Origin of the sequence: Variovorax sp. RCC_210 (genome assembly GCF_041355175.1) — a bacterium.
Classification (GTDB): domain Bacteria; phylum Pseudomonadota; class Gammaproteobacteria; order Burkholderiales; family Burkholderiaceae_C; genus Variovorax.
In genome coordinates this window covers 307,865-322,139 of sequence record NZ_JBFUPJ010000009.1, presented here as the reverse complement: position 1 = coordinate 322,139, position 14,275 = coordinate 307,865, and the positions used below count along the sequence as shown (strand labels likewise).

At 68.8% G+C, this 14,275-nt stretch carries 10 protein-coding genes; 4 read left to right on the top strand and 6 right to left on the bottom strand.

Annotated elements, in window-relative coordinates; translation table 11 throughout:
- Positions 1-20: 20 nt before the first annotated feature.
- From treS to AB6807_RS24590, 4 genes are all read right to left on the bottom strand, one after another.
- Positions 21-3,386: a maltose alpha-D-glucosyltransferase gene (treS, locus tag AB6807_RS24605; protein WP_371086583.1), complete on the bottom strand. Its 3,366-nt coding sequence runs from the start codon at positions 3,384-3,386 to the stop codon at positions 21-23.
- Positions 3,387-3,400: 14 nt separating this feature from the next.
- A complete protein-coding gene (locus tag AB6807_RS24600; protein ID WP_371086582.1) occupies positions 3,401-5,452 on the bottom strand; it encodes an alpha-1,4-glucan--maltose-1-phosphate maltosyltransferase in 2,052 nt (683 codons plus the stop codon).
- The gene (glgB, locus tag AB6807_RS24595; protein ID WP_371086581.1) at positions 5,449-7,365 is read right to left on the bottom strand and encodes a 1,4-alpha-glucan branching protein GlgB; all 1,917 of its coding nucleotides are present in this window, start codon (positions 7,363-7,365) and stop codon (positions 5,449-5,451) included. The genes AB6807_RS24600 and glgB overlap by 4 nt, the downstream gene beginning before the upstream one ends.
- A gap of 179 nt (positions 7,366-7,544) precedes the next feature.
- On the bottom strand, positions 7,545-7,811 hold the full coding sequence (locus tag AB6807_RS24590) for a hypothetical protein (RefSeq protein WP_116907125.1): 267 nt from the start codon (positions 7,809-7,811) through the stop codon (positions 7,545-7,547).
- Positions 7,812-8,111: 300 nt separating this feature from the next.
- On the opposite strand from AB6807_RS24590, the gene AB6807_RS24585 reads away from it, so the two are divergent.
- A complete protein-coding gene (locus AB6807_RS24585; protein WP_371086580.1) occupies positions 8,112-9,764 on the top strand; it encodes a hypothetical protein in 1,653 nt (550 codons plus the stop codon).
- A 103-nt stretch (positions 9,765-9,867) separates the two neighbouring features.
- Complete coding sequence (locus AB6807_RS24580; RefSeq protein WP_371086579.1) at positions 9,868-10,497, top strand: LysE family translocator; 630 nt, start codon at positions 9,868-9,870, stop codon at positions 10,495-10,497.
- On the opposite strand, the gene AB6807_RS24575 is transcribed toward AB6807_RS24580, so the two are convergent.
- The gene (locus tag AB6807_RS24575; RefSeq protein WP_132748687.1) at positions 10,498-10,701 is read right to left on the bottom strand and encodes a hypothetical protein; all 204 of its coding nucleotides are present in this window, start codon (positions 10,699-10,701) and stop codon (positions 10,498-10,500) included.
- A 460-nt stretch (positions 10,702-11,161) separates the two neighbouring features.
- On the opposite strand from AB6807_RS24575, the gene AB6807_RS24570 reads away from it, so the two are divergent.
- Entirely contained in the window at positions 11,162-11,662 is a 501-nt protein-coding gene (locus AB6807_RS24570) for a pyridoxamine 5'-phosphate oxidase family protein (RefSeq protein WP_116907121.1), read from the top strand.
- Positions 11,663-11,679: 17 nt separating this feature from the next.
- On the top strand, positions 11,680-13,986 hold the full coding sequence (locus AB6807_RS24565) for a hypothetical protein (RefSeq protein WP_371086578.1): 2,307 nt from the start codon (positions 11,680-11,682) through the stop codon (positions 13,984-13,986).
- Here the strand turns inward: AB6807_RS24565 and AB6807_RS24560 are convergent.
- The gene (locus AB6807_RS24560) at positions 13,946-14,167 is read right to left on the bottom strand and encodes a hypothetical protein (protein WP_371086577.1); all 222 of its coding nucleotides are present in this window, start codon (positions 14,165-14,167) and stop codon (positions 13,946-13,948) included. The two genes, AB6807_RS24565 and AB6807_RS24560, sit on opposite strands and share 41 nt — an antisense overlap.
- Between the last annotated feature and the right edge of the window lie 108 nt (positions 14,168-14,275).

Genomic DNA, 14,275 nt, shown 5'->3' with positions numbered 1-14,275 from the left:
CTCTTCCGGTAAGTGGGGTATCAAGCGCGCGCGGGGCGAATCAGCGCCAGCACGCCGTGCAGCGGCACCTGCACCCAGTCGGTGCGGTTGTTCAGTTCGTAGCGCAGTTCGTACAGCGCCTTTTCCAGCTCGAACAGCGAGAGCAGTTCAGCGTCGAGCGGCGAGCCGCCGGCCGCATCGCCTGGCGCGGCGATGGCCTCGGCGTAGCCCTTCAGGAAGGCGTCGCGCGTGGCCTGCTCCCAGGCGATGGCCGGCGCGGCCAGCTTCTCGGCCTCGTCGGGGCTTTGCGCCACGCGCCGCAGCGCCGACCAGCGCGCGTAGTTGAACGAGCGCAGCATGCCCGCCACGTCGCGCAGCGGCGAGCTCTTGGCGCGCCGCTCCTCGAAGCTGCGCGCGGGCTCGCCCTCGAAGTCGATGATGATGAAGTCGTTGTCCTTCACCAGCACCTGGCCCAGGTGGTAGTCGCCGTGGTAGCGGCTCTTCAGCGCCGCCGCGCCACCGCCCTTGCCCTCGCCTTCCCCGACGAAGCGCCGCTCCGCGATGTTCGCGTGCAGCGCCTCGCCGGCCGCGAGCAGCGTGTGGGCGTCGGCCTGCGCGCCGGCCGGCAGCACGTCGATGCGATCGCGCAGCAGCGCCAGCGTGGCCGTGGCGTCGGTGGTGGCGTGCGTGCGGTAGCCCGCCACGTCGGTGGCCGACAGCGGCTCGGGATCGAAGGCGGCGGCACCGGTGCGGGTGGCCAGCGCGCGGTGCAGCTCGCCGGTGCGCCGGCCCAGCGTGGCCATCAGCGCGAGAAAGCCGCCGTGCACTGCCAGCACGTCGGGCGCCGCCGTGGCGCCGTCGGTGGTGGCCACGTCGCGCAGGAAGCGCTCCAGGTAGCCCAGCGTGTAGTCCCAGCCGTCGCCCTGGTTGGCGACGTAGCTCTGCACCATGGCCAGCGTCATGGTGCGGCCGTCGTTGCCGATGTACTCCAGCGCGCCCAGCACGGGCACGCAGTTGGGGTACTCCACCTCGGTGAGGAAGCGGCCCATTTCCAGCTCGGGGTTGATGCCCTGGCGCACGTGGCGGTAGCCCTTGAGGAACAGGGTTTCGTCCAGCGTCACGGCCGTGTTGCTGCTCACGCCGCTGGGGCGGCCGACCGGCAGTGCGCCGATGTCGATGTTCAGCGTGCCGAACGCGGCCGTGGGCTTGAACACCAGCTTGCCGTTGCCCGTGGCCAGCTCGGCCCCTTGCGAGATGGCGCGCACCAGTTCGCGGCAGAAGGCCTCGTCGTAGAAGGCGTCGCCCATCAGCCCGACCTGCGCCTGCTGGCGCACCTTGGCGAGCGCAGCCTGCGCCACGCCGGCCATGCGCTCCTCGTCGCGCTCTTCCCAGGCCAGCGCCAGCGGCATGAAGTAGGTGGCGCCGCCGGGCGGGCCGTCGAGCGCCAGCAGCGGCAGCATCCAGCTCTGGCCGTTGGCCTCCCACACGGCGTGGTCGACCATGCGCGCCCGCGCGATCGGCACGCCCTTGGAGGCGTACCAGCGCTGGATCTCGATGTGGCGCGGCAGCGTGTCCAGCTCGAACTGGTTGCGCATGCGCTCGGCCATGCCGATGCGCCACGGCATCACGCGGTCGCGGAAGAAGCTGGTCCAGCCGTCGAACAGCACCAGCGTGGGCCAGTCCTGCAGCGCCACGCCCTGGTCGTGCCAGCTGGGCGCGTCGGCCTCGGCCGTGAGCTTGAACCAGTAGAAGCCGTACGAAGACAGCGTGAGCAGGTAAGGCAGCTCGCCGATGGGCGGGAACGGCGCGCGCCCCAGCATCTCGATGGGCACGTGGCCCTTGAACTCCGACAGGTCGAGCTCCACCGGCTGCGCGGCGCGCGACAGATTGAACACCGCCAAAATCACGTCGCCGTCGTGCTCGCTCAGGTAGGCCAGGATCTTGCGGTTGCCCGGCTTCAGGAAGCGCCGCTTGCCGCGCCCGAAGGCGTGGCTGGTCTTGCGCACGGCCAGCATGCGCTTGGTCCAGTTCAGCAGCGAGCTGGCGTCGCGCGCCTGCGTTTCCACGTTGAGCGCCTCGTAGCCGTACATGGCGTCCATGATGGGCTGCAGGTACAGGCGCTGCGGGTCGGCGCGCGAGAAGCCGGCGTTGCGGTCGGGGCTCCACTGCATGGGCGTGCGCACGCCGTTGCGGTCGCCCACGAACACGTTGTCGCCCATGCCGATCTCGTCGCCGTAGTAGATGATGGGCGAGCCCGGCATCGACAGCAGCATGCCGTTCATGAGCTTCACGCGGTCGAGGTCGTTTTCCATCAGCGGCGCCAGCCGCCGCCGAATGCCCAGGTTGATGCGCGCGCGCGTGTCGGCCGCGTACATGGTGTACATGTAGTCGCGCTCCTTGCTGGTCACCATCTCGAGCGTGAGCTCGTCGTGGTTGCGCAGGAAGATGGCCCACTGGCAGCCTTCGGGAATGTCGGGCGTCTGCGCCATGATTTCCACGATGGGGTGGCGGTCTTCCTGCGCGATGGCCATGTACATGCGCGGCATGAGCGGAAAGTGATACGCCATGTGGCACTCGTCGCCGTCGCCGAAATACTCGCGCACGTCTTCGGGCCACATGTTGGCCTCGGCCAGCAGGAAGCGGTTCTTGTATTGCGCGTCGATGGCCGCGCGCAGCCGCTTGATGACCGCGTGCGTTTCCGGCAGGTTCTCGTTGCTGGTGCCGTCGCGCTCCACCAGGTAGGGAATGGCGTCGAGCCGGAAGCCGTCCACGCCCATGTCGAGCCAGAACTTCATCGTCTTCAGGATGGCTTCCATCACCGCCGGGTTGTCGAAGTTCAGGTCGGGCTGGTGGCTGAAGAAGCGGTGCCAGTAGTACTGCTTGGCCACCGGGTCCCAGGTCCAGTTCGACGTCTCGGTGTCGGTGAAGATGATGCGCGTGCCCTGGTAGATCTGGTCGGTGTCGCTCCACACGTAGAAGTTGCGCTCCGGCGAGCCGGGCGGCGCCAGCCGCGCGGCCTTGAACCACGGGTGGTCGCTCGACGTGTGGTTGATGACCAGCTCGGTGATCACGCGCAGGCCGCGCTTGTGGGCCTCGGCCATCATTTCGCGGAAGTCGGCCAGCGTGCCGTACTGCGGGTGCACGTCTTCGTACTCGGCGATGTCGTAGCCGTCGTCGCGCAGCGGAGACGGGTAGAAGGGCATCAGCCAGATGGTGTTGACGCCCAGGTCCTTCACGTAGTCGAGCTTGGCGGTCACCCCCTGAAAGTCGCCCATGCCGTCGTTGTTGGAGTCGAAGAAGGCCTTGACGTTGAGCTGGTAGATCACCGCATCGCGGTACCACAGCGGATCGTCGCTGTTGTCGATCTCGACGGTTTCAAGGGCAATGTGCGAGACGGGTGCATTCATGGGCGGGCGACCTCTCAAAGAAAGTAGTCGAAGTCGCGCTCGTCGCCATGGCGCCGACGGACCACGAAGATGTGCGCGGGTGCGGTGTGCGGGTCGAGCCGCACGTAATGCCAGTCGCCCTGCCAGATGAAGCGCTGACCGCTGAGCAGGTCGTGCATCTGGAAGGAACGCGAGGCCGGGCTCACGCCCACGCTGCCGGGCTCCAGCCCGACCCAGCCCGACTGCGGCGTGTGGGGGTCGAGGTTGACCACCGTGACCACCACGTTGCTGCCGTCGGCCGAGGTCTTGGCGTAGGCCAGCAGCTGCGGGTTGTCCACGTGCAGGAAGCGCAGCGTGCGGTCCCACTGCAGCGCGGGGTTCTCGCGGCGTATGCGGTTCACCCGCGCGATGAAGGGCGCCAGGCTCTCGGGGTCGTCGTGGTTCCAATGGCGCAGCTGGTACTTCTCGGAGTCGAGGTACTCCTCGCTGCCGTGCTCGCGCGGCAGGTGCTCGCGCAGCTCGTAGGCCGGCCCGTAGATGCCGTAGCTCGCCGACAGCGTGGCCGCCAGCACCAGCCGCGACATATACACCGACGCCTCGCCGCCCTGCAGCTGCTCGTGAAGGATGTCGGGCGTGTTGGGCCACACGTTGGGCCGGAAGTAGTCGATGCCGGGCGTGGTCGACAGCTCGGTGAAGTACTCGACCAGTTCCTCTTTGGTGTTGCGCCAGGTGAAGTAGGTGTAGCTCTGCGAGAAGCCGCCCTTGGCCAGCCGGTGCATCACCTTGGGCCGCGTGAAGGCCTCGGCCAGGAAGATGACCTCGGGGTGCGTGCGCTTGATTTCGGCGATCACCCACTCCCAGAACGGAAAGGCCTTGGTGTGCGGGTTGTCCACGCGGAAGATGCGCACGCCCTCGCCCACCCAGTGCTCGAACACGCTCTTCAGCTCGTTCCAGAGCCCGCGCCAGTCGTCGCTCTCGAAGTTGAAGGGGTAGATGTCCTGGTACTTCTTGGGCGGGTTCTCGGCGTACTGCACGCTGCCGTCGGGCCGCCATCGGAACCAGTCGGGGTGTTCCTTCACGTACGGGTGGTCGGGCGCGCACTGGAAGGCGATGTCCAGCGCGATCTCCAGGCCGTGCTCGGCCGCGCGCGCCAGCAGCTGGCGAAAGTCTTCGGGCGTGCCCAGCGCGGGCAGGATGTGCTTGTGGCCGCCTTCGGCCGCGCCGATGGCCCAGGGGCTGCCCACGTCGTCGGGTCCGCTCACCAGCTTGTTGTTCGGGCCCTTGCGCTGCACGCGGCCCACGGGGTGGATGGGCGGAAAGTACAGCACGTCGAAACCCATGGCGGCAATGGCCGGCAGGCGGGCTTCCACGTCCTTGAAGGTGCCGTGCACGCCGGGCTCGGAGCCGGCCGAGCGCGGGAACAACTCGTACCAGGTGCTGAAGCGCGCGCGCTCGCGGTCGGCCACCAGCGGCAGCTCGACCGGGTAGTGCGCCTCGTGGCGCCGGTCGGGGTGGCGGCGCGCGGTGTCGGCCAGCTCTTCGTCGAGCGCCAGGGCCTTGAGCGCCACGGCGTCGGCGCCGGGCGTGGCGGCCACGGCGTCGAGCTCGGTGGCCCAGCGCTGCAGCGCGGTCTTGTCGACGCCGTCGGCACGCCCGGCGGCCGCGGCGATTTCGAGCGCGCCCACCTGCGAGGCGATGCGCACGTCGTCGGGGTCGACGCGACGCGTCATCTCGCTGCGCCACGACTCGAAGGGGTCGACCCACGCCACCGCGGTGTACACGTAGCGCCCGAGCGCGGGCGGCGAAAACGCGGCCTCCCACACGTCGTTGCCCAGCGGCTTCATGGGCACTTCGCGGAACTCGGGCTGGTCGTGCGCGCGCCAGCGCAGCTGCACGCGCAGCACGTCGTGGCCGTCGGTGAAGCAGTGCGCGCGCACGCGCACGCGCTCGCCGGCCACGCACTTCACTGGGAAGCGGCCGTTGTCCACGGCGGGCAGCACGGCGTCGATCACGGCGCGCACGTTGCCGTGGTCGTCTGCGATGTCGGTCGCCACGGGGGCGTGGCGGGTGGCAAAGATGTTCTTCATGGTGTGGGCCGTTGCTCCAGGATCAGCGTCGAAAGGGGCGGCAGGGTCAGGCTCACCGACTGCATGCGGCCGTGCGATCGCACGGGAGCGGCCTCCACGCCGCCCAGGTTGCCCCAGCCCGCGCCACCGAATTCGGCCGCGTCGGTGTTGATGACTTCGCGCCAGAAGTTGCCGCCCAGCGTGCCTTTCAGCCCACCGGGCACGCCCAGCACGTAATTGGTGCGCGGCACCGGCGTCATGTTGCTCACCACCAGCAGCGGCGGGCTGCCGTCGGCGGACTTGCGCAGGAAGGCGAACACGCTCTTCTCTTCATCGTCCGCGGTGAGCCACTCGAAGCCCGCCGCGGAAAAGTCGAGCTGGTGCAGCGCGGGCTGCTCGCGGTACACGCGGTTGAGCTGCGCCACCAGCCGCTGCAGGCCGCCGTGGCCCGCCTGCTCGGTGACGAACCACTCGAGCTCGCCGTCGTGCGTCCACTCGCGCCGCTGGCCGAACTCGCCGCCCATGAACAGCAGCTTCTTGCCCGGGTGCGCCCACATGAAGCCGAACAGAGCGCGCAGGTTGGCGAACTGCTGCCAGTTGTCGCCCGGCATCTTGTTGACCAGCGAGCCCTTGCCGTGAACCACCTCGTCGTGCGAGAGCGGCAGCACGAAGTTCTCGTGAAAGGCGTACACCAGCGAGAAGGTCAGCTTGTGGTGGTGGTACTTGCGATTGACCGGGTCTTCCTTCATGTAGGCCAGGGTGTCGTGCATCCAGCCCATGTTCCATTTCTCGCCGAAGCCCAGGCCGTCCATGTCGGTGGGGCGGGACACGCGCGGCCACGCGGTCGACTCTTCGGCCACCGTGACGGTGTCGGGAAACTCGCGGTACACGGCGCGGTTGAGCGTCTGCAGGAAGTCGATGGCCTCCAGGTTCTCGCGCCCGCCGTGGCGGTTGGGAATCCACTCGCCGTGCTTGCGCGCGTAGTCGAGGTAGAGCATGGAGGCCACCGCGTCCACGCGCAGGCCGTCCAGGTGGTACAGGTCGAGCCAGAACAGGCCCGACGACACCAGGAAGCTGCGCACCTCGGGGCGGCCGTAGTTGAAGATGGCCGAACTCCACTCGGGGTGGAAGCCCTGGCGCGGGTCGGCATGCTCGTACAGGTGCGTGCCGTCGAAGTAGCCCAGCCCGTGCTCGTCGACCGGAAAGTGCGAGGGCACCCAGTCGAGCAGCACGCCGATGCCCTGCTGGTGCAGGTAGTCGACCATGTACATGAAGTCTTGCGGCGAGCCGTAGCGCGCGGTGGGCGCGAAGTAGCCGGTGGTCTGGTAGCCCCAGGAGCCGTAGAACGGGTGCTCGGTCACGGGCATGAGCTCCACATGCGTGAAGCCCATCTTCGTGACGTAGGCGCCGAGTTCGTGCGCCAGCTCGCGGTAGCTCAGGAACTGGCCGTCGTGCCGACGCCAGGAGCCCAGGTGCACTTCATAGACCGACTGCGGCGCGTCGAGCGCGTTGTGCGCGCCGCGCCGCGCCATCCACTCGTCATCGTTCCACTGGTACGACAGTTCGCAGATGCGCGACCCTGTGGCCGGCGGCAGCTCGGCGCTGAAGGCGACCGGGTCGGCCTTGTCGACGGCGTAGCCGCCGAAGCGCGAGCGAATGCGGTATTTGTAGGTCTGCCCGAGCGCGGCTTGCGGCACATGGCCTTGCCAGATGCCCGTGTGGTCGGGGCTGGGCGAGAGCGGGTCGGCGTCGCCGGACCAGTAGTTCCAGTCGCCCACCACCGAGACCGACTCGGCATTGGGCGCCCACACCGCAAAGTTCACGCCGCCACCCGGCTGCGGGTGCGCCCCGAGCAGGTCGTACAGGCGTGAATGGGTTCCTTCGTGGAAAAGGTAGGCGTCTCGCTCGCCTTGGAGTGAATGGTTCAGAGGCACCGGCGTTCCTTGATGTGAAGGCCAGCGACACGGCTGTTCAAGGAACGACTGCGTTGTTCGTCTGGCGGTGTCTCAATCTGCGGCGACACCGCGTGCCGTGGTTACGGTCTGCACCGACTTGGCTTGTCGGAGAGTTGCCCGAATGTCGGCTTCGGCTTCCTCGGCTTCTGGTGGCGGCCTCAGGCGTGCAGCGCGAAATCGTCGACCGTGAGCGTGATTGCCCGGCCCGGCTCGGCCCGGTAGCGCGCGATGGCCGCGGGCTCGATCACCGGGAAATGCCGGCGGCACACGTCCAGCAGGCGCTCGCCGACCTCGCGTTCGCCGAAACCGTCGTGCAGCGTGTGCTCGGAAATCTGCGCGATCACGCGCGGGCCGCCCGGGCCTTCGGGGTAGACGGCGAAGCGCACGCTCGCCGTGTCGAAGCAGTAGATGCCTTCGAAGTTCATCTGTCTTGTCTCCTGGCTTGTCGTGGTGTCATCCGCATGTCATTCGCATGTCATTCGCAGGTTCGGGGCGCTGTCGATGGGTTGGCAAATGGGTTGACATCGACCCGAACCGGGTCGGATTGAGCACGCGCGCCGCACCATTTGAGAGTGGACATTCGCGCATGCGCGTGCAGGAAATTTCCTACAGCCGACAGCGCCTGCGCTTGCACGCACAAGGCGTGTTGGCTTTGGTTACGCGGTGTGAATGCGGCGAAGATCGGGCCTCCAGATTTCCTGCTCTTCACCGGAGCCACCGTCTTGATGACTGAAGCGATCACGCGCGCCGCACTCCCCCTGGTCGCCGCGCTCCTGCTCGGCGCCTGCGCCTCGGGCACCACCGAGGCCCAGCGCCAGGCCGCGGCCAGCAAGCCCCCGCCCACCGACTGCACCGCCTGGGTGGGCACCGACCGCAACGCGAACATGGGGGGCTACCTGCTAGGGCAAGGTCCGAAGGGAACCGGCGCCAAGGTCTGCGTGCCGGTGCTCATGACGGCCAACCCCACGCCGGCCGGCTACGCGGGCGGCGACTACCACGTGAGCGAGTTCAGCGACGAGAAGCTCAAGGCCCGCTGGCGCGCCTGCAAGGAAGACGCGGCCTGCTTCAAGCGCATCGACGCGCAGATGCAGCGCTGGCTGCCGCCCAACAAGGAGCGCGCCACGCGCTCCACCGGCGTGGTCGACCCGTCGGGCAGGATCGACCCGGACGGCCAGGTCGACCTGAAGAAAATCCGCCGCCCCGCCTTCTTCGCCAAGGCGCCCTACCGCGAAGGCATCGCGGAGACCGACGCGCGCACCTCCATCGTCGAGTTCACCGTGCCGCGCGACACCTTCGAGCGCATCGACCTGAAGATGACCGGCGACATCAAGCTGCGCGGCTGGTACATCGAGGGCGCGGGCGTGAGCGACGGCAAGGGGAAGAAGACGCGCGCGCTGGTCATCATGGCGCCGGGCGGCGGCGGGCAGCTCACGGCCATCCAGCACCCCGACGAGGTGGCCTACCGCACCGACGCGAAGACGGGCAAGACCGTGCCCGTGAGCTTTCCCAACGCCACCACCGAGACCATGGGCCAGCGCTGGTGGCGCGAGAACCTGTACGCGCTGAACCAGGCCGGCTACGACGTGCTGGCCTACGACCGCCGCGGCGAGGGGCTGTCGGGCGGCTTCAGCGACACCAACACGCTGGAGCAAGGCGAGGACGTGTTCCGCGCGCTCACCGCGCTGGACACCGGGCGCGGGCTGCGCATTCTCACGCCGCAGGGCGAGCTGCTCGCGGGCGACGCCACGCGCGGCCGGCTGCTCGCGGGCATGCCGGCCAGCGAGATTCCGCTGGTGCTGGGCGGCTATTCGCGCGGCTCCATGTCCACCGCCTGGGCCATGACGCGCAACTACGTGGCGCAATGCAGTTTCGACATGCCCCAGCCCAGCTGCACGCCGCCCAAGGGGCTGCGCAACATTCGCGGCGCCATCCTGCTGTCGTCGTTCGCCAGCGGCGCGGGCTACGTGGGCGATTCGCCCGACCTGGCCGACCGCAACCTGTTCCTGGGCGGCATGGCGGCCGACCACCACATCGTTTTCTATCCCAACTCGTCGACGCTCGCGGGCATGGACCGCTGGCCCGCCGCCTTCTTCGGCAAGGGCCTGTGGGACCGCGCCGAGACGCTGGAGGGCACCGTGGCCGCCTACAACCGCATCCGCGGGCTGAAGGAGATCGTGGTGGCGCGCGGGCCGCATTCGATAGAGACCTGGCCCGAGTCCGACCGCGCCTACCTGCGCGAGCGCATGGTGGCGTACGCCAAGGCGCTGATCGTGGGCGGGCGCACCATTCCCGGCGCCAGGCCGTGGAAGGACTTCAGGTCGCTGGTGGCGACCACGCCGGATTCGTGGGAGGCGTCTTCGAAGCCCAAGGCGCCTTGAGCGGCATCCAGGAGGCCGGCTGGTGCATTCGGGCGGCGGCTTGCGTATCCTTGCGCACCCTGCTCCTGCCTTGTTGCTTCCATTGACTTGAAGGTCCGCCGCCATGTTTCCCACCGACGTACTCCTCGCCTACCTCGCCGCCTGCCTCGTGGTGGTGCTCGCGCCCGGTCCCGACAACATCCTGGCGATCAGCCGCGGGCTGAGCCAGGGCAAGGCGGCCGCGGCGCTGTCGTCCATCGGGGCGGGGCTGGGCATCATGTGCCACACCGTGGCCGCGGCGCTCGGGCTGTCGCTGGTCATCCAGGCGTCGCCGGTGGCGTTCTGGGCCGTCAAGGCCGTGGGTGGGGTGTACCTGCTGTGGCTGGGCTACAAGGCGCTGCGCTCGCGCAACCTGATTTCTTTCGAGCCGGGCGCGCACCAGTCGCTGCGCAAGGTGTTCTTCACCGGCCTGCTGTCGAACGTGCTCAACCCGAAGCCGGGCCTGTTCGTGCTGGCCTTCCTGCCGCAGTTCGTGAGCGCGGCCCGCGGCCCGGTGGCGGTGCAGATGCTGGTGTACGGCGCCATCTTCGCCGTGCTGACCGCGCTCATCTTCAGCGTGCTGGGCGCCTTCGCGTTCAGGCTGTCGGGCTGGCTGAAGCGCCACCCGCGCGTGGGCACCGGGCTGAACGTGGGCGCGGGGCTCACCTTCATCGGCGCCGGGCTGTCGGTGCTGGCGCTGCGGCAGCGCGCCTGATCAGTACTTTCTCGGGTTGTCGGGGCGGCGGTCGTAGCGGTCGGGTATGCCGTCGCCATCGCTGTCGCGGTTGACATCGCGGTTTCGCTCGTAGCGGTCCGGAATGCCGTTGTGGTCGCGGTCGCGGTTGCGCCGGTGGTCGTCGTGGCCGCAGCCCACCGCGAGGGTGGCGACGGCGATCATCAGGAAAAGGTGCTTCTTCAAGGTAAGGGCCGCGCGTGCGGCTGGGTGTGTCGGGCCGTCCAGTCTGCGGCGCGCGGCTGAAGGATCGCTGAGGGTTTGCTGAAGCCTTCGTGAACTGAATCGAACCGGTAGCGCGCAAAAAAGAACCCGGCGCCAAGCCGGGTTCAAGCCTCGTCGCTGTCACGCTCCGAGGCCCTCGCAAAAGGAAGAGGAACAAATACGAGGAACGGATGACCGTCGACCTCCAAGTTAACGCGCGCGCCGCACGCCGATGACATGGGATGCCGACTCCGCCGGACGGACAAGACCTACGGCAGCACGGGCCGTTGCGCGACCCGATGCACGCACAGGCCGCACCCCACCGCCGAACCTGTCGGCGCCGGACGACACGCCAGCGCGGTGTGTGTCCTCAAGCCCCTCGCGGACCTGCCCTTACGGTGAAACCTTCATCGCCAACCTCAACGCATCAGGAGCACCCGACATGACCGCCACCACCACCGACCAAAGCAAGCTCTGGGACCTCATCAAGGACACCCGCTTCGGCATGCTCACGCACCGCCACGACGACGGCCAGCTGCACAGCCACCCGCTGACCACGCAGAACAAGAACGGCGACGAGGCCGGCACGCTGTACTTCTTCGTGCCCAAGAACGGCGACATCGCGCGCCACGTGGCCACCGACCCGGTCGTGAACATCGCCTATGCCAACACCGACGACGACAGCTACGTGTCGGTATCGGGCCGCGCCGCGCTGCTGGAAGACCAGGCGAAGAAGGAAGCGCTGTTCACCAAGGCCGCGCAGGCCTGGTTCCCCAACGGCGCCACCGACCCCAACCTGGGCCTGCTGGCCGTGAGCGTGCTCGGCGCCGAGTACTGGGACGTGGACGACAGCAAGATGGTGCAGCTCTACAAGATGGCCAAGGCCGCCATCACCGGCGAGCCGCCCAAGAACCTGGGCGAGCACAAGAAGGTCGCGGTCTGAGCGGAGGGCCGCCGACGATGACGCAAGCGCCGAGCACCGCAACCCCACCGAAGGTCGCCGACCGCCGCCCGCTTCCCTCCACACCCTCCACACCTCCCCACCGCTGGCAGTTCATTCGCGCGGGCGGCACCGACCAGGTCGTGTTCCGCTCGGGCGAGGACATCGCCCGCATCGGTGAACTTGACCAGAAGCTGTGGGTGGCGCTCGCCTGCCCCACGCGCGGCATCGATTTCGATCCGCGCACGCTCGACCTGATCGACGCCGACCGCGACGGCCGCGTGCGGCCGCCCGAGGTGGTGGCGGCGTGCGAGTGGGTGTGCGCGCGGCTGCGCAACCCCGACGTGCTGCTCGAGGGCAGCGACGTGCTCACGCTGGACGAACTCGACGACGGCAACCCCGACGGCGCCCGGCTCCGCGAAGAAGCGCGCCGGCTGCTGCAGATACAGGGCAAGCCCGACGCAGCGACTCTGACGCTGGCCGACATCGCCGACCGCGGCGAGCTGCTGGCCGCCATGCGCTTCAACGGCGACGGCATCGTCACGCCCGACACCGCGCAGGACGACGCGGTGCGCGCCACCGTGGAGCAGGTCATGCACACGCACGGCAGCGTGCCCGACCGCCACAAGGCCACGCCCGGCATCGACCGCGCGCGGGCCGAAGCCTTCTTCGCCGAAGTGCAGGTCGCGCGCGACTGGCATGCGCAGGCCGACGCGGGCAACACCACGTTGATGCCGCTGGGCGACCCCACGCTGGCGGCGGCCGACGCCACGAACAAGGTGCAGGCCAAGCTCGACGACTTTTTCGCGCGCTGCCGCGTGGCGGCCTTCGACGTGCAGGCCGTGACCGCGCTCAACCCCTCGCCCAAGGCGTACGACGAGCTGGGCGCCAACAAGCTCGACCTGCAGGCCCAGCCCATTGCCGACCTGCCGCTGGCACCGGTGACGCCGCGCTGCGTGCTGCCGCTGCACGGCACCAGCCTGAACCCCGCCTGGGCCGACGCCATCGAGGCCTTCACCTTGCGCGCTGTGGAGCCGTTGCTGGGCGCGGGCGCACCTGCCGAGCTGGCCGAAGCCGACTGGCTCGCCATCAAGCGCATGCTCGCGCCGCTGCAGGCGCTGATGGCCAAGCGCCCCGACAACTGGGCCGCCGCGCTGCCGCTGGACAAGCTCGACGCCCTGCTGCAAACGCGCGAGCCGCTGCTGGCGCTCATCAAGGACGACGAGGCGGCCGAAGAACACAACGCGCTGCTGGTCGACCTGGAAAAACTCATTCGCCTGCAGCGCGACCTGGTGGTGCTGCTGAACAACTTCGTGTCGTTCAAGGCCTTCTACCGGCGCGAGGGCGCCATCTTCCAGGCCGGCACGCTGTACCTGGACGCCCGCAGCTGCGAGCTCACGGTGCAGGTGCAGGACACGGCCAAGCACGCCGTGCTCGCGGGCCTGGCCAAGACCTGCCTGGCGTACTGCGACTGCACGCGCCAGGGCGCGAAGATGAGCATCGTCGCGGCCTTCACCGCGGGCGATGTCGACTTTCTGTTCGTGGGCCGCAACGGCGTGTTCTACGACCGCCAGGGCCGCGACTGGGACGCCACCATCACCAAGCTGATCGAGAACCCGACCAGCGTGGCGCAGGCTTTTTTCGCGCCCTACAAGAAGTTCGTGCGCGTCATCGAGGAGCAGGTGGCCAAGCGCGCCGCCGCGCAGGAGGCCGCGGGCCAGGGCAGCCTCACCAGCCTGGCCACCAAGCTGACCACCGCCGACCAGGCCGCGGCGGCCGACGCCGCCAAGGTGCCGACCGCCGTGCCCCGCCCCGCGGGCCGTGTCGACGTGGGCACCGTCGCCGCCATCGGCGTGGCGCTGGGGAGCATCAGCGCGGTGCTGGTGGCCATCTTCGGAAAGTTCATCGACCTGGGGCAATGGATACCGGTGGCGCTGCTGGGCATCGTGCTGGCCATCTCGGGGCCGAGCATGCTCATTGCGTGGCTCAAGCTGCGCCAGCGCAGCCTGGGGCCGATCCTGGACGCGAGCGGCTGGGCCATCAACGGGCGCATGAAGGTGAATGTGCGGCTGGGCGGCATGCTCTCGCAGATGGCGCACGTGCCGCCGGGCGCCCGGCGCATCGCGCCCGACCCGTACCGCGACCGGCACGGCGCGACCGGCTTTGCCGCTGCGGCCGTGCTGGTGCTTGCGATGGCGGTGCTGGCGTGGCGCATGGACTGGCTGGACGATAGGCTGCCGACGGCGCTGCAGCATGGGCCTACGGCGGCGCTGTCTGCAACCGGCGCTAGCCATGCAGCAGCAATTCGGCCCGTCCCCGGGGCGTGATGAGCTTGACGACGGCGGGCAGGCGCCCTTCCGCGGCGTCGTCGTCGGTCAAGGCGGGCGGCAACACCGCCTCCACCATGCCCGCCGCCACCAGCACGGCGATGCTGTTGATCTCGCTCCTGTCGTTTACCAGCAAAGGAAGGCCGGCGTGTTCGATTTTGCGAAGGTAGTCGAGTGGCATACGGGCCTTTTTTGCATGCATGCCCCGAGGGCGCCCACCGAAACCCGGCGAGCAAGCCTTCCGGACTGCAACGACCAACGGCGCGCACCTTACGCCCCGAGCGGCCGT